The 18,159-nt window shown below is 41.2% G+C and carries 19 protein-coding genes; 8 read left to right on the top strand and 11 right to left on the bottom strand.

Annotated features, from left to right (window positions below; all coding sequences use genetic code 11):
• Nucleotides 1-12: 12 nt before the first annotated feature.
• Nucleotides 13-1,818: an ABC-F family ATP-binding cassette domain-containing protein gene (locus L4C37_RS16885; protein WP_429769249.1), complete on the bottom strand. Its 1,806-nt coding sequence runs from the start codon at nucleotides 1,816-1,818 to the stop codon at nucleotides 13-15.
• A gap of 341 nt (nucleotides 1,819-2,159) precedes the next feature.
• Here L4C37_RS16885 and L4C37_RS16880 point away from each other — a divergent pair, with 341 nt between their 5' ends.
• Nucleotides 2,160-2,867 carry an SDR family NAD(P)-dependent oxidoreductase gene (locus tag L4C37_RS16880; RefSeq protein WP_372266431.1) on the top strand — a complete coding sequence of 236 codons (708 nt, stop codon included), beginning with the start codon at nucleotides 2,160-2,162 and terminating at the stop codon, nucleotides 2,865-2,867.
• A gap of 23 nt (nucleotides 2,868-2,890) precedes the next feature.
• Here the strand turns inward: L4C37_RS16880 and L4C37_RS16875 are convergent, their stop codons facing one another.
• Both L4C37_RS16875 and L4C37_RS16870 read right to left on the bottom strand, forming a co-directional pair.
• Nucleotides 2,891-3,406 (bottom strand): P-loop NTPase family protein, encoded by a 516-nt coding sequence (locus L4C37_RS16875; protein ID WP_273296122.1) that lies wholly within the window; start codon nucleotides 3,404-3,406, stop codon nucleotides 2,891-2,893.
• A gap of 133 nt (nucleotides 3,407-3,539) precedes the next feature.
• Nucleotides 3,540-4,046 carry a GNAT family N-acetyltransferase gene (locus L4C37_RS16870; protein ID WP_429769248.1) on the bottom strand — a complete coding sequence of 169 codons (507 nt, stop codon included), beginning with the start codon at nucleotides 4,044-4,046 and terminating at the stop codon, nucleotides 3,540-3,542.
• A 183-nt stretch (nucleotides 4,047-4,229) separates the two neighbouring features.
• Here L4C37_RS16870 and L4C37_RS16865 point away from each other — a divergent pair, with 183 nt between their 5' ends.
• Nucleotides 4,230-4,574, top strand: a complete 345-nt coding sequence (locus tag L4C37_RS16865; RefSeq protein ID WP_273294396.1) for a hypothetical protein — start codon at nucleotides 4,230-4,232, stop codon at nucleotides 4,572-4,574.
• 164 nt (nucleotides 4,575-4,738) lie between these two features.
• Here L4C37_RS16865 and L4C37_RS16860 read toward each other — a convergent pair whose 3' ends face one another.
• The 3 genes from L4C37_RS16860 to L4C37_RS16850 all read right to left on the bottom strand — a co-directional run bounded on the left by L4C37_RS16860 (nucleotide 4,739) and on the right by L4C37_RS16850 (nucleotide 6,868).
• Nucleotides 4,739-5,743, bottom strand: a complete 1,005-nt coding sequence (locus L4C37_RS16860) for a CobW family GTP-binding protein (RefSeq protein ID WP_429769247.1) — start codon at nucleotides 5,741-5,743, stop codon at nucleotides 4,739-4,741.
• Nucleotides 5,733-6,293: an LbetaH domain-containing protein gene (locus tag L4C37_RS16855; protein ID WP_273294399.1), complete on the bottom strand. Its 561-nt coding sequence runs from the start codon at nucleotides 6,291-6,293 to the stop codon at nucleotides 5,733-5,735. Before L4C37_RS16855 ends, L4C37_RS16860 begins: the two co-directional genes overlap by 11 nt.
• Before the next feature lie 122 nt (nucleotides 6,294-6,415).
• The gene (locus L4C37_RS16850; RefSeq protein ID WP_137375289.1) at nucleotides 6,416-6,868 is read right to left on the bottom strand and encodes a Fur family transcriptional regulator; all 453 of its coding nucleotides are present in this window, start codon (nucleotides 6,866-6,868) and stop codon (nucleotides 6,416-6,418) included.
• A 220-nt stretch (nucleotides 6,869-7,088) separates the two neighbouring features.
• On the opposite strand from L4C37_RS16850, the gene umuD reads away from it, so the two are divergent.
• Nucleotides 7,089-7,496, top strand: a complete 408-nt coding sequence (gene umuD, locus L4C37_RS16845) for a translesion error-prone DNA polymerase V autoproteolytic subunit (protein WP_429769246.1) — start codon at nucleotides 7,089-7,091, stop codon at nucleotides 7,494-7,496.
• Entirely contained in the window at nucleotides 7,496-8,755 is a 1,260-nt protein-coding gene (locus L4C37_RS16840; protein WP_429769245.1) for a Y-family DNA polymerase, read from the top strand. The genes umuD and L4C37_RS16840 overlap by 1 nt, the downstream gene beginning before the upstream one ends.
• On the opposite strand, the gene L4C37_RS16835 is transcribed toward L4C37_RS16840, so the two are convergent.
• Nucleotides 8,742-9,401 (bottom strand): GntR family transcriptional regulator, encoded by a 660-nt coding sequence (locus L4C37_RS16835; protein ID WP_429769243.1) that lies wholly within the window; start codon nucleotides 9,399-9,401, stop codon nucleotides 8,742-8,744. The genes L4C37_RS16840 and L4C37_RS16835 overlap by 14 nt on opposite strands.
• 203 nt (nucleotides 9,402-9,604) lie before the next feature.
• Here L4C37_RS16835 and L4C37_RS16830 point away from each other — a divergent pair, with 203 nt between their 5' ends.
• Nucleotides 9,605-10,174 (top strand): chromate transporter, encoded by a 570-nt coding sequence (locus tag L4C37_RS16830; protein WP_429769242.1) that lies wholly within the window; start codon nucleotides 9,605-9,607, stop codon nucleotides 10,172-10,174.
• Nucleotides 10,175-10,176: 2 nt separating this feature from the next.
• Nucleotides 10,177-10,710 carry a chromate transporter gene (locus tag L4C37_RS16825; protein WP_273294409.1) on the top strand — a complete coding sequence of 178 codons (534 nt, stop codon included), beginning with the start codon at nucleotides 10,177-10,179 and terminating at the stop codon, nucleotides 10,708-10,710.
• 153 nt (nucleotides 10,711-10,863) lie between these two features.
• Here L4C37_RS16825 and L4C37_RS16820 read toward each other — a convergent pair whose 3' ends face one another.
• The gene (locus tag L4C37_RS16820) at nucleotides 10,864-11,592 is read right to left on the bottom strand and encodes a helix-turn-helix transcriptional regulator (RefSeq protein WP_273294410.1); all 729 of its coding nucleotides are present in this window, start codon (nucleotides 11,590-11,592) and stop codon (nucleotides 10,864-10,866) included.
• Between the two features lie 74 nt (nucleotides 11,593-11,666).
• Between L4C37_RS16820 and L4C37_RS16815 the strand changes: the two genes are divergently transcribed.
• Together L4C37_RS16815 and L4C37_RS16810 are read left to right on the top strand one after the other, a co-directional pair.
• Nucleotides 11,667-11,984: a hypothetical protein gene (locus L4C37_RS16815; RefSeq protein WP_429769241.1), complete on the top strand. Its 318-nt coding sequence runs from the start codon at nucleotides 11,667-11,669 to the stop codon at nucleotides 11,982-11,984.
• A 97-nt stretch (nucleotides 11,985-12,081) separates the two neighbouring features.
• The gene (locus tag L4C37_RS16810) at nucleotides 12,082-12,933 is read left to right on the top strand and encodes a hypothetical protein (RefSeq protein ID WP_429769240.1); all 852 of its coding nucleotides are present in this window, start codon (nucleotides 12,082-12,084) and stop codon (nucleotides 12,931-12,933) included.
• Between the two features lie 117 nt (nucleotides 12,934-13,050).
• Here L4C37_RS16810 and L4C37_RS16805 read toward each other — a convergent pair whose 3' ends face one another.
• From L4C37_RS16805 to L4C37_RS16795, 3 genes are all read right to left on the bottom strand, one after another.
• Entirely contained in the window at nucleotides 13,051-13,527 is a 477-nt protein-coding gene (locus L4C37_RS16805) for a hypothetical protein (protein ID WP_372266440.1), read from the bottom strand.
• Between the two features lie 105 nt (nucleotides 13,528-13,632).
• Nucleotides 13,633-16,458 carry a M16 family metallopeptidase gene (locus tag L4C37_RS16800; RefSeq protein WP_429769239.1) on the bottom strand — a complete coding sequence of 942 codons (2,826 nt, stop codon included), beginning with the start codon at nucleotides 16,456-16,458 and terminating at the stop codon, nucleotides 13,633-13,635.
• Complete coding sequence (locus L4C37_RS16795; RefSeq protein ID WP_429769238.1) at nucleotides 16,455-18,158, bottom strand: ABC transporter ATP-binding protein/permease; 1,704 nt, start codon at nucleotides 18,156-18,158, stop codon at nucleotides 16,455-16,457. The genes L4C37_RS16800 and L4C37_RS16795 overlap by 4 nt, the downstream gene beginning before the upstream one ends.
• Nucleotide 18,159: the final 1 nt, after the last annotated feature.

Raw genomic sequence — 18,159 nt, 5'->3', positions numbered from 1 at the left:
GTATTTCTCGTACTAAAGTTGCCTATTAATCTCAGTCATTTCATCACGCCATTGATTTTGTAAACTTGGCTTTTGATGTTTAGGCTTTCTTTGAAGGTCATCCGTGAGCAATGATTCTAAAACAATCAAACGTTCCAAAAGTTGCTCTTCCTTTGATAACTCTTCAGCTGATATATCACTATTTGAAATTTCTACATCCGAATGCAGATTTTTCCAATTGTTACCACTAGATTGCCCAACTGAACCTACTAGTATTTCTGGATTGTCATAAGATTGAGGAGATTCGGAGCTTTCCGAAATTTTTAGATATATCTCTTCAGCTGTTGAGAATTCGGTTAAGCTTCCGTTTTGAATAAACCAAAATCGATTACAGCTTTGCTCTATCAAGCTGCGATCATGACTGACTAACACAGTTGCCCCTTTAAACTCATTGAGCGTTTCAATAAGCTCCTCTTTCCCTTCCATATCCAAGTGGTTAGTCGGTTCATCTAAAAACACTAAGTGATATCTTGCTAGTGTTAAACCAACAAATAGAAGACGTGCCCTTTCTCCACCACTTAGGGACTCGACTTTCTGCTCATGTCTAGAAAACTTGAATCCAGCACTAATGAGCGCCCTCTTAGTTTGCTCATTGCTTATGGAAGCAAACTGGCCCAAGGCATCTGTCAGAGTATCTTGATCATCAAGTTGTTTCAGTGATTGATCGTAATAACCTAAATGGCAGCGGTCATGAAAAGTCACTGGCTCCGCATAATTTTCTAGGCTCGCTTCATCATCTTCTTTTAAAAGATACAGCCTGTATAACAGATTCAGTAATGTCGATTTTCCACAACCGTTACTCCCTAGAACTGCAATTCTATCGCCACTTTTGATGCGCATTTCTGCCATATCAAACAATACAGATTGGCTTTGTGGCGGTTTAACTGAAAATGGAGCAATTTCCACTAAGCGGTTCGCTGGTAAAGCATCCCCTTGAAGATTCAATCGCCACGGAACGCCTTCTGTTAATTCTGTTTGTTCCTCTTCCAAACGCTCTTTTCGAGCAAACATGGTTTTAGCTTTGCGAGCTAAATCCTCGTTATCGTAAACATGCCCCCAATTCGCTAACCTTTTGGCACTTTTCTCTATACGATCGATTTCTTTTTGTTCGTTTGAACGACGAGCCTTATCTTGTTCATCTTTTTGTCTCAATTTTTCTCTTGCTTGCGAGCAAGGTAAAGCAAAATGATGAAGTGATTTATCTCGCATGATCCAGGTCGTATTGGTTACTGAATCGAGTAACATTTGGTCATGAGAAACCAGTACAAAAGAGCCTTTCCATTGTGATAAGAATTGTTCTAACCACATAAGTGAAGGTAAGTCTAAGTGGTTACTAGGTTCATCAAGCAATAATAAATCTGGCTCGTTTATAATCGCTCTTGCCAATAAAAGCCTAACTTGCTGGCCACCACTACAATTGGAAACCGGCATCTGCCAATCTGAAACCGCAAAGCCTAACTCTGTTAAAAGAAGTTCAGCTCGCCAGTATTCATCTTCGGTTAGAGTTTCAGCTAACGCAGCTAAGACCGTTTTTGACTGTATTTCATTAGGGATATGCTGCTCAACGTAACTCATCAAGCAATGTTTAGCCGTAGAAATATAGCCTTCACTAGGCTCATTTTGCTTATCAAGTAGTTTAAGTAGTGAACTCTTTCCACAACCATTATGTCCAATAAGACCAATCTTATCGCCACGGTTTACAGTAAAAGTCAGCTCTTTAAATAGAGGGGTAGAAGTGTGTGAAAGTGTCAGGGATTGTGCAGTTAAAAATGTACTCATAATATTCTCAAGAATTTTGGGCGCAAGACGCCGTTGTCAGTGTTGACAATAATTCTTCGAGCTTGAGTGACGGTATCCGTCTAAATTAATTATTCGCTCAAGTCGAGATTACCGCAACGCGATATCAGTAACTCTTGAGCGAACGTTAATACCAAATAGGCGTGGGTAGCTAAAGCACCACAAAATCATAAGTTCCTCCTTTTCTTCTTTGTGAAATGTTGCCATTTCGGGTGATTGAATGATGAGCATTTTATCTTAGCTTTTATCAAAGTAAAGAGATCGCCTTATCAATTACAGCCGTACTACATCATAAACTTAGGCTGAAAAATAGGTGACGGACTTTGAAAATTCTTGTTGTTGGCGGTTCTGGAGGAATTGGGCAAGCTCTTATCAAGCAGGTATTGGCTAGCAAGCCTAATAGTCAAATTTATGCGACCTACCACTCGAGCGAGCCTCAAATTACAAACGATAATATAAAATGGTTTCGGGTAGATGCATCATCTGAATCAGATATTCTCGAATTAGCCAACCAAATCACCGACCTTGATTTGTTAATCAATGCCATTGGTAGTTTGCATACCGCAAATAAAAAGCCCGAGAAATCGGTAAGCGAATTTAATCCTGAATTTTTCCACCACAATCTTGACGCAAATGTGGTGCCTACGATTCTACTTAGCAAGTATTTTATTAAGCACCTAAAATCGAAGCGCAACACCTTTTTCGTTTCTTTATCTGCAAGGATTGGCAGTATCGAAGACAATAATATTGGAGGGTGGATAAGCTACCGTTGCTCTAAAGCCGCACTGAATATGGCGATTAAGACCATCAGTATTGAGTGGAAATATAAATCCCAGCATTGCTGCGTTTTATCCTTTCACCCTGGAACTACTGACACAGAGCTTTCCAAACCATTTCAACGAAACGTTAAACCTGGAAAACTGTTTAGCGCCGAATATGTCGCACGTCAGTTACTCGAATTATTAGATGATAAAGACGCGTCTGATACAGGAAAGTTTTTCAGCTTTAATGGCGAAGAGATCCCATGGTAGCAGTCATTAGATGAATAACTAGGCTATTGCACATGGTCCCGAACGAAAGTGTTCAATTCGTTTACTGTTTTAATGACGTAAATATCCTTACCCTCTGAGGTTTCTTTTAGTTTAGATATAAACTGATCATTCCAAAATTTAGGGCACATCTTTAAGGTTTTATAACTCTCTAAAGTGCCTTTCAAAACCGAGCTTCCATCAGGCCAACCTTCCGGTTTGATAAACACTCCTTTAAGGCATCGCTTTGTAACAAACCAGTAGCTAACAGGATATGGTAGATCGATATAAATCAAAGTGTCCGCTTCTTCTAAGCGTTTATAAAATGAGCCGATAGGACCAAACCCATCAATAATCCAGCGTTCTGAACTCAATATATTATTATGCGCATCATCGTATACCTGTCTATCCACAAGCGTACCGTCAACGTTATAAACAATAGAGTCCAACTGGTGAAGAGGAATATCAGTCGCTATTGTAAGAGCCTTGCTTATTGTCGATTTTCCACTGCCTGGTTTACCAAAAACGGCTATCTTTTTCATTTTAATCTCCTACAAGGTATCTTCTCTACATGAGCGACATTATTAATTTAACGAAATTGGCAATTTGAACTGTCATTAGCCTAGCCCATAATGCTTTAAATTCTATTTCGATTTTTTAAAACCAAATAAACTCTTAGTCAGCCTGATTTAACTGACTTTCAAAGCGTATAAAATGCATTTCTAAGTCCACATCAATATCTAAAGAAAGTTCATAATCATTATCAACAACATTCATTACGGCCGAAAGCCAAAACGTCAATGCGGCTGTATTTTCTTTTAGAACACGAATTTGCCACTTACCTGCATAGCAGCCAAAAAGTTCAGCCAATGCCCTTTTCCCAACTCCCTTCCCTTTGAATTTACGTAACACAAAGAATTGCTCAATATCATACACCTCTGATTTATAAGGATAATCACGAAGTAAAACAAAACCAGCGAGTTCTTTATCTACATAGATAAAATAAGGGATGTGGTTAGCTTGAGACCAATAAGGGTCTAGCGAAGTAGGTTTAAAAGCGTACAAACCATCCGAATTAGGGCTCCAGCCCATATATTCAGACATATCGTAAACATAATAAGGAAATAGATTCTCCAATATATGCCTATCATTTAATTCAATTCGTTTCAGGGAGACTTCCATACTTCCTCTAAATAATTAACCCCACCACGGAGCTTTGTTTCTAAAATACCATCAGTCTTATTCTCAATAACAATACATATGAGAATTTGAAGCAAGTATAAACATATATATATGAACAAAGTATTCACTTTTCATTCATTAGTAGTAAGCCACTATAGCGGCAGGTAATGAATTAGAGATTAAATGATGAAGAAAATATTAGTAAGCCTTTCACTGTTCGCAGCATTAATAGCAGGTACAGCAACAGCAGAAGTTAATGGTGAAGACTTTAATGAATTTCCCAAGCAAGATGCAGCGCATTGCTTTGGCTGGGCTGCTGGCTTAGATAAAGACCAAGATTACGCTCGATTTATTGTCGAACTGTCTAAGGGACGTTCAGACAGCGTTAAAAATGACCCATTTATTATGGAAGAATTCGGTACAGCAATGGGTTATTCGGAAGCTATGGTTGAGTTTGCAGGGCAAGCGAAGGCCGACGAAAAATACACTCAGGTATGTGAACCAATCAAAACGAAATATGGCTTCTAAAAAAGTGACTCTTAAGTGATAGCTTTTATTTCAAATAATAACGTTTAAGTAGAAGCATTTTAAACTGGCTCAAAATCAATCATGCCTCTCTATGAAAGGCATGATTGTCTTTAAATAAGTTCCCACTAGCAATTCCCATTTTGAGACTCTAGCCAACCGACTCATCATGCTGCCTGAACGCAACTCAGTAACTTTGATTCTAAGCCGTCATCTATGGCATGTGAGATAAGCTCTATTCTACTTTCCGCACATTCATCAAGTTCAATTTCAGTTAGACCATCAGGTGTCAAATTATAACCAGCAATACCACTATCAGTGATGAATACCGCTTTCATACGCTCCACGTTTAATTCAACCAATAGCAAAATAAGCTTAGCTCGGTCAAAGACTTTATCAGCAGAAAAGCGCCAGCCTACACTCTTAAACCCCTCACCTTCATTAATGGCTTTGATCACTCCACTTTCTGGCATAGGAGCTTCTGAAGCGAGAGGCTTACTGTGCCCATGATGGTGATGATGTGGAGGGTTCATATAAATGCCAGTATTGCCTTCGAACTCAGAAAATGAAATCACACCATGCTCTGCAAATATTATCTTAGAGTTTGGGCTACCCATCGCTGCCACATACGCTTGTAGTTTTTCTGTATCACCCTCTTGGTACAAATCAAGCTTATTCCCCACCACCGTATCGGCAATAGCAATTTGCTGGTTGAACGTTTCATTAGCAGTATAAAGGTTGTCTGAAAGCTTGCGCGCATCCACCAGCGTAATATTCTTCTGCAAAGAAAGTACTTTCTGATAATGTTCTGTCGAAAGAACCTGAAGAACTTCTTTTGGGTGACCAAGCCCTGTAGGTTCAATTAATAAGCGATCCGGCTTCGCTTCCATCAGCAGCTGATTCAAAGCAATTTGCATAGGTAGACCAGCAGCGCAGCACATACACCCACCTGGTACTTCACGAATAAACACTTTTGCTTTTTCGTTTTTATTGCCTTGGATCAAGCTACCATCAACGCCAATTTCACCAAATTCATTAACGAGTACAGCCCAACGTTCATTATCCGGTTTATTAGCCATAAGGTTTAGAATAGCTGTTGTTTTTCCTACACCGAGAAACCCAGTAATAATATTCGTTGGCACCCCTAAAATAGGCTGATCATCAAAGCTCATTGGTGATCCTCCTATAACCTTGAACAAGCGTATGGTTTGCTGACACCACTGACTCTGAAAACGCAGAGTATTCCGGTGGTACTTTTGAAATATTGTTCAAATCAAAACCAGCCCCTATATTCGTCATAGGGGGAACGTGAAAGTTCTCTGGTAAGTCTAAGCCATCCACCACACAGTTATGACGAATCACGCATCCCTTTCCAATCAAGGCATTAAACACAACTGAATTGAAGCCAATGAATACGTCATCGCTGACTTCACATGGACCATGGATGATAGAGCGATGAGCAATAGATGAACGCTCACCAATAGTGACGGCAGCTCCGGCTTTAGAGTGAATAACCACACCATCTTGAATATTAGTTCCACGTTTAATCACGATAGCTTCCATGTCGCCTTGTTCATTCACTTCATCCGCACGAATAACGGCATAAGGACCAATAAAAACGTTATCTTCAATAATTACCTTGCCACAAACGATGGCTGTTGGATCAACAAACGCCGCTTCTGACACCTCAGGCATATGCCCACTAGGGTTTCTTCTTAACATATTTATTTCTCATTATTCATGTCTAGCAAGACACATTTAAAGTTTGTTCGACTGGCAGGGTTTAGGTTTAGGTTTAGGTTTAGGTTTAGGTTTAGGTTTAGGTTTAGGGATTAGCTTAAGAGCTATTTGGCGCATTCATCACAAATACAATTAATTTCAAGTTGTGGGCTAATGATTGTGAAACCTTCTTGTTCTGCATGAGATCTAAGCCCGGAAATCATTGTAGGATCGATTATTTGCTCACTGATTTTGTTGCACTTAGAGCAGATAAAAAATTGAGGAACACCGTGTGCGTGATCGCAAAGAATATGAGAACAGACAATGTATTTATTAGACACTTTAAGTTTATGGGCGAAGTGTTCACCCTCTAGAAAATCTAATATGCGATAAACGGACATTGCTTGAATACTCTGAGAAAAATGTTCGTTGCAATAATCCACCAGCTCATAGGCAGATAAAGCCTTATTAGCATGCACCAAAGCCCGTAGCACTAACTTACGTTTCGATGTGAGCTGCTTACCGCGAGTCTTACAGCTTTTCTCTACATGATTAATAATCGTGTTAATTGTGCTCATTCAACTCACTTTTCTCGAATTCACTTTGTCACGCCCCATTTTAGTTACGTTATAACATAACAATTTAAATCTTAACAACGATGATATTCGATTTCTTGATGGTGATAGAAGGTTTGGGGAACGTTATTCTCAATAACTCACCTCGATAAGAGAGATTCACTTGTATTTATTCTAATTTACGCTCAAAATTAAACTGTATAAATAAACAGTAGTTGTACTTATGAATATTATCCCTATTTCTGCGAGCGCTGGTATCACTGGCTTTGAAAGCCCTGCAGCCGAATACACACAGTTACCCTGCAACTTAGATCAATTGCTTGTTGAGCATCCTAGTTCCACTTTTATTGGTAAAGCCTGTGGCGATTCCATGGAGGGTGTAGGCATATTTGATGGTGATTTACTCATCGTAGATAGATATGTCACAGCTACGCATAACGATATTATTGTGGCGAACTTCAACGGAGAGTTCGTGTGTAAGCAGCTAGACATTCGCCGCCGTTTACTCATATCAGCTAATGACAAAGTCTTACCTGTTGTCATTAACGACTTTGATAATTTTACTGTTGAAGGCGTGGTAATACGCTCTATCCGCTGCCATCGTCCTAGCCACCTTCTGAGTGAAAGTTAATGTTTGCTCTTGTTGATGCTAATAGCTTTTATTGCAGTGCAGAGCAAGTTTTTCGCCCTGATTGGCGAGGTAAACCAATTGTCGTGCTATCTAATAATGATGGCTGTGTCGTAGCGGCAAACAGACAAGCTAAAGAAGCAGGCATTCCAAAATTTCAGCCATATTTTAAAGTCAAAGCTTTATGCGAAGAAAAAAACGTCATAACCCTATCTTCTAACTATGAATTGTATTCAGATTTATCCGCCAAAATGATGGAGGTGATAGGACGCTTTGCGCCTGAACAACATATCTATAGCATTGACGAGTCTTTCCTTTCTTTCGTTCATAGCTTCCCCGCCATTCCCTGTTTACGAGAGCAAGGTATGCTCATTAGACGAGCTGTCTGGAAAGAGTGTCGCTTACCTGTTTGCGTTGGGGTCGGGCCCACACTTACTTTAGCGAAAGTTGCCAATCATGCTGCGAAAAAGATCCAGGGATTCAACGGTGTCTGCGTTCTCGATAATGACCGAGACCGTCAAGCCGTACTGGCAAAAGTTGAGGTTGGTGAAGTATGGGGAATTGGGCGTAAGCTTTCTAAGAAAATGAAGGTGATGGGTATTAACTCAGCTTTTGATTTAACCCAAGTGCCTATCGGTCTTATCCGAAAAAATTTCAATATTGAAATCGAAAGGACCGTTCGAGAACTCAATGGGCAAGCATGTAAAGGTTGGGATACTGCTCGCGCAGATAAGAAACAAGTGTATTCCACTCGAAGTGTTGGAGAGCGTATTCTTGATCTCACTTCCTTACAGCAAGCATTAAGCAAACACGCCGGTATCGCCTCTCAAAAAGTGCGAGCTCAAGGCTCTCTATGCAAAGTCATGTTTTGCTTTGCTGCCAGCTCCCCTTTTGATAATCAACCAGCCAGTTTTAGAGCTATCCACCGCTTTCCGTACGCAACCGCAGACGTCACTCAAATCACTCAAGCAGCGAATGCATTAGCGTTAGAGTTATTCAAGGAAGGAGTTCGATACTACAGAATTGGAGTTGGGTTGATTGACCTAGTTGATGGTAACCATGAACAAAAAGATTTATTCAATGAAAACCCAAATAATAATGAACTTATGGCGGTATTTGATGGGCTCAATAAAAAATATGGCAGCAACACACTTTTTTTAGGTGCCCAAGGTATTGAGCATAAATGGGGGATGCGACGTGAAATGTTAACGCCGCAATACACCACCAAGTGGCGAGACCTACCAACCATTAAATGTGTATAGGTTCTTGAGAGACCAATAAATCAATCGCCGATTGGCACGATAAAGTGATATGAGAAGTCAATACTTCAACGGCTTTGTCGATATTTCGGTTTAAAGCCAGTTGTAATAGCTCATCGTGTTGAGCATCTAATTTCTCTCGGATATTTTGATCAGGCTCTGCAATACGTCGATATTTATCCAAGGCTAGGTTCAGTCGTATCGAAAAATCAATTAAGTAGTTCGACTGACTTCCCGACAGTAAAATTGCGTGAAACTCTTCATGAGCCTCGCTCCACGCTTCAAGATCTTTCAATGACAAGCTTAACCGAGATAACTTGTGATGTGCAGCGACTAAGCTTGCTTCCCAGTCCATGTCACCATTTTTAAGTGATAAACAAAGAGCCTCAGTCTCAACAAGGATACGAGTGTGCTTGATATCAAGAATGTCTGAATAACTTAGGTTGGGAATTGAAAAACCTTTATTATTTTCTTGATCAAGCATCCCTTGTGCTGCTAGCTGGCTCAAGGCTTCTCTTAAAGGCGTCAAGCTAACATTATAAACCTCTTTTAAATGGGAAATTTTCAGCTTTTCACCAGCAGGATATACACCATCTGTAAGGTCTTGCTTTATTTTCTTATAAATTATCGAACTTTTGGTCTGAGACATTATTTCATTCCCTTAATCACTACTGTTGACTATTTTAACTCATATGATTAATTTGTTGAATAATTTTAAAATAATCGATCATTTTAAATGAGACACATAATCGCAAGGATGACATGAATGACCATGGAAAAATTTTTATCGTCGGTAACCAGTAACCACGAGACTCACCATGTAAGATCCATTACCGCTTATTGGGAAGAATCATGAAAACACAAAGAGACTTATTCAATGCCTTCTTCCGTATCGGTATTTTTGGATTTGGCGGCGGACCAACCATGATTCCATTGGTTCATAAGGAAGTCGTCGAAAACTACCAATGGATGCCCGATGATGAATTCAGCAATGTACTGGCGATTGGCAACACTCTACCAGGTCCTATTGCGACCAAAATGGCGGGATACATCGGCTATAAAGTAGGCGGCATTACCGGATGTATAAATGCTGTGGTTGCTACCATCATTCCTTTGATCATTGTCATGATCGCAGGGCTTGGCTTAGTTAACGAATATCGCGATACCCCATGGGTAGCAGGCATGGCGATGGGCGTAGTTCCGATTGTGACTTGGATGATGGCAAAGTTATGTTATGACTTTTTCTTGAAGGGACATAAGGCGGTAGGAGCCGTAGCGACCGGATTACTATCCATAGCCTCTTTGGTACTTATACTTGTATTTAATGTCCACCCGGGGCTGATTATTGCGGCAGTGCTCGCCAGTGTATTAGTAAAACCAGAGAAAAAAATCGAACTTAAAACCAATGAAAAGGAAGGATAAGTATGCAGCTCTATATTGATATTTTCCTCGCTTTCTTTATACCTAACATTGTGGGTTATGGTGGTGGTCCTGCCATTATTCCTCTAATTGAAGCACAGGTGGTTGGCCAATATGGTTGGATGGATGCAACAAGGTTTGCAGAAGTTCTAGCATTAGGAAATGCCTTACCAAGCCCAATTGCCACTAAGATGGCAGGCTACATTGGTTACGAAGTGGGTGGCATTTTTGGGGCTTTCATAGCCGTGTTTGCTACAGCAGCGCCAACTATCTTAATTATGATTATCGCTATGAGTATTCTCTATAAATACAGAAATGCGCCAAAAGTAAAAGCATTGAGTGCATGGGTTTTACCGGTGATTGCTGCGCTTATGGCTATCTTGTCTTATAAGTTAGTGGTATCAGGAGTTGATGCCGGAATTACCCATTTTGTTTTATTGTTCGTTTTCGCCGCGGTGACATTAGAAAAGCTCAAAATTCACCCTACATGGGTTATTTCAAGTGGATTGGTTTATGGGGCAGTCTTTCTAGGAAATTAGAATAGGTGAACGAGCCGCAAAGCTTTCATTCAAATCAAAACTCCAAAGCCGTAATTTACTCATTAATAAGGTTCATATCAGGTGAACCTTATTAATGGTCACTCAACCAAGCTACTTCCACCAGATTACTTCCACCAAACTATTCCCGCCAAGCTACTTAGCGGATTTGTGCCACTCCAAGATCTGCTGAAAATATGTCTTATCGAGTAATTTAAATTGGTTGGTTGTCGACGTTGTAGATAGAATGCGATCACAGCGAAAGGTGCGAGGTGCATCTCTCAAGTGATCATAAGCCAAGACATACCAAATTGGGTAGTTGAGCAATAAGTAATGAGGCTCGATCTCCCGCAGAGTAACATCACCATTCTCTGCTCGGTAGTTTATACGTAAAGAAGTTCTCTCAAGGAAGCCCTGCTGCAGCTGTTGCTGCACGGTTAAATCAGTCATTGTAAAACCGCCCTGCACGTCGGTTGATGCCGTCTCCCCAATCAGTATTCTTGATTTTAACCCACTCACTTTTCGTCGTTTATCAGGTGATAAAGATGCTTCTAGCTGCCTCTTAATCGCCGCAAGATTTGTCAAGAAAAGCGGTGACCCCATTTGTTCGGCTATCGCCATACTTATCATCAATTCAACAGCTTCAATATAACTAAGATTCAACCGACCAACGCCCCAATTTCGGTCTACCCGTACTCCTCCTCCTCGCCCGCGATCAGCATCAATAGGAACTCCTTGATCTCTTAACAGCTGGATGTCTCTCGCAATTGTACGTTCACTCACGCCGTGGAGAATAGCCAGTTCTTTCTGAGTACAAAGATGATCTTGTTTGAGATCGGCTGCCAGCTTTTCTAGCCGCTTAATTCGAGTATTAGTATTAGTCATTCATTTAATATGACAGAAATTGTCATATTTATAAATACACTGAATACAACAACCACACTAGACAAGGAAATACTATGTCAGCTATTACTATTTTTGCACCTATAACACTCGCGCAAGGATTCACAGAAACCGACCTATTAAATGCATCTGCCAATTTCCAAAAGGATTTTGTCGCTAATCACACAGGGATATTGCGCCGTGAGCTTGTTAGGAAAGGAGATGGATCTTATTTAGATATAGTGAAGTTTCGTAGCCGAGAAGACATGGAAGATGTCATAGAAAAAGAACAAAGCTGCGAAGCGGCAGCAAAGTTTTTCTCAATAATGGATCTATCCGACTATAACCCTGAAGAAGAAATGGAAACTTACGCTTCTTTAGTGACCTACAAATAAGGGTAATCATTGATACTAAAATTCTAGATAAAAGGAATAAAGGTTGCCAATAGACGCTGCCTTTCATTAGATGATAACTCTCAAAGGTTTACCCCACATGATCCGATCACCCATCATTCCCGACGCGCCAAAAGCCATTACCAAAGGTGTGCCACTAAAGCTGTTAATTAATGATCCAGCTATTGAGTGTTTAGCTCTCAATATTGTTTACGTCTATCGCCAGTTTAATGTTGATGCCTTTTGTAATCAGGCTAAATCAGGTTTAGAAGCACTTTCATTGATGGAAAGAGGAAAGCATGTTGCCGTGGCTTTGAAATCGAATCTTCCTCAGAATTACACCCAAGCTATAACTATTATAATGAACTCACTCACCCCGGAAGAAGCGTTTACCGAAGAGTTTGGTCTCTCTGGTTTCTTTTATCTGCCTCATAGCTTTTTCATTTCAGAGTACGGACTTGATAAAGAAAATAATGGTGGGGAAGATCCTTTTGATGTCTCGATGAATGCGATGTTTAAGCTCACTAAACGTTTTACAGCTGAATTCGCCATTCGCCGCTTCCTCATTGAACAGCAAGATCGAACTTTAGCGCACCTCGAAAAAAGACTAAATGATAACTGCCCAAATATAAGGCGACTATGTACGGAAGGCACCAGACCCAAATTACCATGGGGAAAGAGAATCCAATCTTTCGTCATTAACCCCCAACCAACGCTTCCATTTATTGAAGCATTGAAAGATGACGAATCACTATTTGTGAGAAGAAGTGTCGCGAATCATCTTGGGGATATTGCAAAAGATCACCCACAGATCGTCTTCACATTATGCGAGAGTTGGCTCGAACAAGGAGCCTCCGATGAAGTCAAATGGGTAATAAGACACGCACTGCGCTACCCAGCAAAACAGAAGAACTCACAAGCCCTTTCAATAAGAAATGCAGCTAAAATATAAGAAGTTACAAGTAGATAAACAAGATCTAAAAACGTGATATTTGAGCAAAGGTATAATGAAAATTGATTAAAAAAGCATATCAAGCGCTTGATATGCTAAATCATCTAAAACGTTAAACTATTTGCAGCTTGGCAGTAATGTCTGATACATCGTTTTAAAGCCTCGTAACGAGACAGCGATCTTCTCAACTTCTTCCCCATCACCTTGCAGTTCCACCTTCAAGGATTCTGCGCTATAAAACGACTCCAGTAAGTCTAATGGTACCGTTGCCCAATGTGTTTTACCTTTGATCCAAACATCCATTGTGAACGTTTCAGCATTCTTAAATGATGCGCTTGCAGAATAACCCAGCTCTTGCCTTGGTAAACCATTAAAAAACAATAGGTTCACACCCTCTGTTGTACATCGCAATGCGACAGTTTCCGTATTACCATCACTCTTAACACTAGAGACCCCAAGAATCACCGCTTCGCCCGTATCGAAACTCTTCGATTCATAATGTTCCCAATCTTGATAAGTATTCGCTAACTCCAAACCGGCGACGGCATTAAAAGTACATATGGAAAGTAACCCGAGTAATAACTGTTTTTTCATCTTTATTGTCCGATAAATAAGTCACACACTAGCGCCAATCATTCTACGTAACTCATATGTAGAATGATTAAAACGCTTGCGTGACTTAGATATTTATTTGAATTATTAGTTTGACTTATCCGCAGCCAATTCAGGTAGCAGCACAGCCTCAAAACGATTAGCCTGAGTTAAAAACTGACGCATAACTCCATCAATTATCAACTTGTTCGCCTCACTGTTCGCTCGGCGTTGAGCTTGAATTAAGCGCGGGCTATCCGTCAGTAGATAAGATTGTTCCATCGCATTTAACATACCTAGATCTGAACGCAGGTAACGGTCAATTTGGTCGTCACGTTGAACTAATTTATTCTCAAGCACTTGTTCATCGGCTCCTTGAATTGCAACTGAATTCAGCACTGAATGCGTCAGTGATATTAATTCATCGACTCGCTCCGGTGCGCAAGTGAACAAAATTCGTCCTTCGGCTTGCGAGCTGTAATTATCTTGCCAAAACCAACTCGCCACACCATAAACTCCCGATGCCTGCTCTCGAAGCTTCAAGCGTAACTGCTCTTGAACTAACTCGCCGCTCAACTCCAAGTAGTAAGCATTATCTGGTCGCCACTGAGAATCTTGAACTAAGTAGATCTCAACTTCTGCTCTCGGCTCTTTAGAATCGGCTTTGCTGTAACGCACTTCTGGCGACGACGCTCTTAACTCGTAGTGATCTCTCGAAGGCTCTTTCACCTCAACCGAGGATAAATAGCGCGCGGCAAGTTGTTCAAGTTGATGAGCGGTAATATCGCCCACGACAAAATAGGTGTAATCCGTTTTACCAGCGATGTATGCTTGATAAACATCACTAAGCCCTTGTGTCGTATAGGATCCCGCTTGTTCACCATTATCGCTATACACTGTCGGAATGTCAGGAAAGCGTAGCTCCGAGACCTTTCTAACAAAGCGATCGGCACCGTCAAACTGGCTGCCAGTTAAACGCTGCTCCATCTCAACTTGGTACTCTTTTAGTGATTTTTCCGATACTGGACTTGCCGCCAATTTTAAATGAAATAGCTTTAACATCTTTTCAAAACTGTCGGTCTTCGCCCAACCAGAGAAGCCTTGTTGGTAATCTCCAACCAGTGTCGACATCACTACAGGGTTACCACGGAAGATGGTTTGAATATCAGCCTGTGGGACAATACCGACTCCCGTATCATCCACTAGACTGACCGCAGTTTTTAGAGCTTGATAATCTTGTTGAGGAATTGAGCGTAAACCGCCTTCAGTTAACGCTTTAAAGTGGACTTGACCAGGGTTGCTGTCGCTATAGCGATAGACAAGTTTACTTCCATTGCTCAAGCGATATTCAGTAATACGATGTTCCGCCCACTTTTTCTCTTGCTTGAGTGTCCCTAACTTTGGGTCAACAACTGGCAATACAGCTTGGCTGTCATCGATAACCCATAGCGGCTGTTTGCTAAGCATGTTCGACTGCCATTCACTCTCAATCCACTCAGTCGCCAATTTAGGTTGTCGCTTATTAGTTGGTTGAGTTAACAAAACTAAACGCGATTTAGGTTGTATAACTCGTCGGAAAGCTTCATTCACTTGCTTAACGTTGATACGGTCTAAAAAGTATTTGTTAAGCTGATAAGCTTGCTCTTTATCTATCAATATCTGTTTGCTAGCGGCTGATACCATAAGGTCTCCAGCAAGGTCGATACTGTAATTTTTTTTGTCTTGGTTTCGGTCAATAACACCTTTAAGACGACTGATTTCTCCGCGCACTTCCTGTTCAGAAAAGCCGTGCTGAGTGAGCTGAGCAACAAATTGGAACAATCCTTGTGTTGCCTGCTCATACTGCCCTTCAACAAGTTGTAAAGAGAACACCGCTTGTGATGTTTCTCTACCTACATTTGACGAGTAAAAGTTTGCTGCGTTGACCACGTTATCTTCATCTTGTTCCCAACGTTGAAGACGAACATTGAGCAGACGCGTCGCTATTTGATGAGCAAGATCCTCTTGGTAGCGAGCGTAGCTAAGATCTGGTTGGAAAGTTGAGAAAAAGCTGACCTCCACTGATGGCGATGAGTACCCCTCTTCTGATACCACTTCACTACGCCAGTCTTCCACTAGTGGGATGCTGTAATCAACGGTCTCTAACGGTGAATCAGGCGCTTTGGCATCACCTAATTTACGAGTAATTAGCTGTTTGATTTGTTCAGTTTGAACATCGCCAACGACCACAACCGACATATTGTCTGGGCGATACCATTTAGTATAAAAGTCCGCAACTCGATACTTTGATACATTTTTAATGGTGTGAGGGTCACCAATTGGGTCACGCATAACATAGCGTGAACCAGCCATTTCAATCGCACTTTTCTTATCACCCAACCTTAACATTGGACCTAATCGAGCACGCCACTCCTCCAAAACAATGCCACGTTCTGCATCTAAATCCCCTTTGAGCATAGTGACATTACTTGCCCAATCAGAAAGTACATCCATCACCAATTCAAGAGTTTCCGGATCGTTACTCGGCAAGTTAAGGGTGTAAACCGTATTTTCAAAGTCGGTAAACGCATTGATGTCGACACCAAATTTCATTCCCGCTTCTTCCAATACTTTAATGACTTCATTCCCGGGGTAATGTTTTGTGCCATTAAAAGCCATATGTTCAACGATATGAGCGACACCTCTTTGATCATCGTCTTCGCTCATTGAACCAGCATTAACGACCAAGCGGACATAAACTCGCGATTCAGGATTAGTATTTTCAGCAATGTAATAGCTCAAGCCATTTTCAAGCTTGCCGACTTCTACGTTGCTGTCAAAACTCAACGTCTGAGATAGGTCCAAAGTCGAATCTACACTTTTAGTCGGTGTAATCACCTGACAAGCCCCTAAAAGTGCCGCGCTTGCCAATATCAGTATTTTGTTAATCTTCATAAATATTTAAACGATTGTGTTTGTGTGCATAAAATAAGTTGGTTTTGCTCTTCTTCGTGACTCTCGCGATGTGAGACTTCGACGATATAGCTATCTGGGAGTTGCACCTTCATTACTTCACGAATTGAGCGGTAGCTTTCAGGATCGAGCGCCGACATTGCTTCATCCAAGAAAAGCCATTGCGGCTTTTGAACCAAACTGCGTGCCAGCATGATTTTCTGAAGCTCACCGCCTGAGACATTTTGCTGCCAGTTATTTTGCATATCGATTTGATCACTGAACTTAGCAATACCTGCGAGCGTTAACGCTTCAGACAACTCTTCATCAGATACTGAATTGCAGTTCGGATACAAAAGAATGTCACGCAGAGTCGCATTAGGCAGATACGGTTTTTGTGGAATAAACATACATTCGCTGTCGTCAGGCATGCTGATCTCACCATTTTGATAAGGCCACAGCCCTGCTAACGAGCGAATAAAGGTACTTTTCCCGCCTCCAGACACACCTTTAATGACGATACTTTGAGAAATAGCACCACTTTGTTCCGAAAGTAACGGCTGTTGTTCAGGTGAATACAAATTGAGATCACGCCACTCTGGCTTCTCTGATCGTGGTAATGAATTTGCATTTGGTAACGCTTCTAATTGAGCGTGGAATGTGATTAATCGGTCGGTGACGGCGCGCCAATCTGAAAGTTCTTCATAAGAGTCGACAAACCAACTGAAGGCTTCTTGAACACGATAAAAACCCGTTGCAGTTTGCATCATATCGCCAAGTTGTAACGCACCACTCATCAATCTTGGTGAAGCAACCAAGTATGGGAAAATTCGCGCAACCTCATTGTAGCCACTGGTAAACGCACCATATTTTAGCTTCATGCCAGTGAGCTGTTGCCAGTTGTCCCAAACCTTACCGAATAAGGTTTGTGTGCGGCTGTTTTCTGCTAGTTCGCCACGTTGTAAAGCAATAGATTCCGCATGCTCTCGTACACGCATTAAGTGGAAACGAAAGTCGGCTTCACTTTTTTCTTGTTCAAAGTTCAGTGGTACCAAACGCTTGGCAATTTTATGCGTCAACCAAGTACCAATGATGGAATAAACAATCGCAACCCACACCATGTATCCAGGAATCACCCACTCACTATCAGCAAACTCAAACGTTAGGCTCCCAGACAAATTCCAGAGAATGACTACAAACGAAAATAAACTGGTTACAGTTCGAAGTAACCCCAACCCCATCTTCAACGTTTTATCACAGAAATCTTTCACATCCTGCGAGATTCGCTGATCTGGGTTATCACTGTCTGCATAACTGAGTTGATGGCGGTACAAGCGTTTTCCGCCTAACCACTTTTCGAGGAAAGTATGAGTAAGCCAACGACGCCAGCGAATACGCAAGGTTCTACGCAGATATTCCTCTGCTAAATCAATGACGGTATACACCACCATAATAAGCACAAATTGACCCAGCATATTCCAAAAGTTATGCCATTCTTCATTTTGCATTAGGTTGAAAAAATCACGGTTCCAATTGCTGTATAGAACCGCGACTTCAACAATCAAATAGTTCAAACCAACAACAAAGCCGAGCAGCAGCCAAGCAATACGTTTCTCGTCGCTGCTCCAGTACGGATGTGCTAGCGACCATACTTGAGAAAGGAAGGATTTGTCTTTTAGAGACAAAGGGGATGGGTTAGACATA

It is taken from the genome of Vibrio kagoshimensis, from assembly GCF_050337535.1.
Lineage (GTDB): Bacteria > Pseudomonadota > Gammaproteobacteria > Enterobacterales > Vibrionaceae > Vibrio > Vibrio gallaecicus.
The sequence above is the reverse complement of the archived record's forward strand: the minus strand, read 5'-3'. Positions and strand labels throughout refer to the sequence as shown.

Coding starts and splice junctions, on each gene's coding strand:
- L4C37_RS16815 (WP_429769241.1), top strand. CDS start 11,667: ATGTCAGCTATTACTATTTTTGCACCTATAACACTCGCGCAAGGATTC.
- umuD (WP_429769246.1), top strand. CDS start 7,089: ATGAATATTATCCCTATTTCTGCGAGCGCTGGTATCACTGGCTTTGAA.
- L4C37_RS16830 (WP_429769242.1), top strand. CDS start 9,605: ATGAAAACACAAAGAGACTTATTCAATGCCTTCTTCCGTATCGGTATT.
- L4C37_RS16850 (WP_137375289.1), bottom strand. CDS start 6,868: ATGAGCACAATTAACACGATTATTAATCATGTAGAGAAAAGCTGTAAG.
- L4C37_RS16820 (WP_273294410.1), bottom strand. CDS start 11,592: ATGACTAATACTAATACTCGAATTAAGCGGCTAGAAAAGCTGGCAGCC.
- L4C37_RS16825 (WP_273294409.1), top strand. CDS start 10,177: ATGCAGCTCTATATTGATATTTTCCTCGCTTTCTTTATACCTAACATT.
- L4C37_RS16855 (WP_273294399.1), bottom strand. CDS start 6,293: ATGTTAAGAAGAAACCCTAGTGGGCATATGCCTGAGGTGTCAGAAGCG.
- L4C37_RS16875 (WP_273296122.1), bottom strand. CDS start 3,406: ATGAAAAAGATAGCCGTTTTTGGTAAACCAGGCAGTGGAAAATCGACA.
- L4C37_RS16795 (WP_429769238.1), bottom strand. CDS start 18,158: ATGTCTAACCCATCCCCTTTGTCTCTAAAAGACAAATCCTTCCTTTCT.
- L4C37_RS16800 (WP_429769239.1), bottom strand. CDS start 16,458: ATGAAGATTAACAAAATACTGATATTGGCAAGCGCGGCACTTTTAGGG.
- L4C37_RS16835 (WP_429769243.1), bottom strand. CDS start 9,401: ATGTCTCAGACCAAAAGTTCGATAATTTATAAGAAAATAAAGCAAGAC.
- L4C37_RS16885 (WP_429769249.1), bottom strand. CDS start 1,818: ATGAGTACATTTTTAACTGCACAATCCCTGACACTTTCACACACTTCT.
- L4C37_RS16840 (WP_429769245.1), top strand. CDS start 7,496: ATGTTTGCTCTTGTTGATGCTAATAGCTTTTATTGCAGTGCAGAGCAA.
- L4C37_RS16805 (WP_372266440.1), bottom strand. CDS start 13,527: ATGAAAAAACAGTTATTACTCGGGTTACTTTCCATATGTACTTTTAAT.
- L4C37_RS16810 (WP_429769240.1), top strand. CDS start 12,082: ATGATCCGATCACCCATCATTCCCGACGCGCCAAAAGCCATTACCAAA.
- L4C37_RS16860 (WP_429769247.1), bottom strand. CDS start 5,743: ATGAGCTTTGATGATCAGCCTATTTTAGGGGTGCCAACGAATATTATT.
- L4C37_RS16870 (WP_429769248.1), bottom strand. CDS start 4,046: ATGGAAGTCTCCCTGAAACGAATTGAATTAAATGATAGGCATATATTG.
- L4C37_RS16865 (WP_273294396.1), top strand. CDS start 4,230: ATGATGAAGAAAATATTAGTAAGCCTTTCACTGTTCGCAGCATTAATA.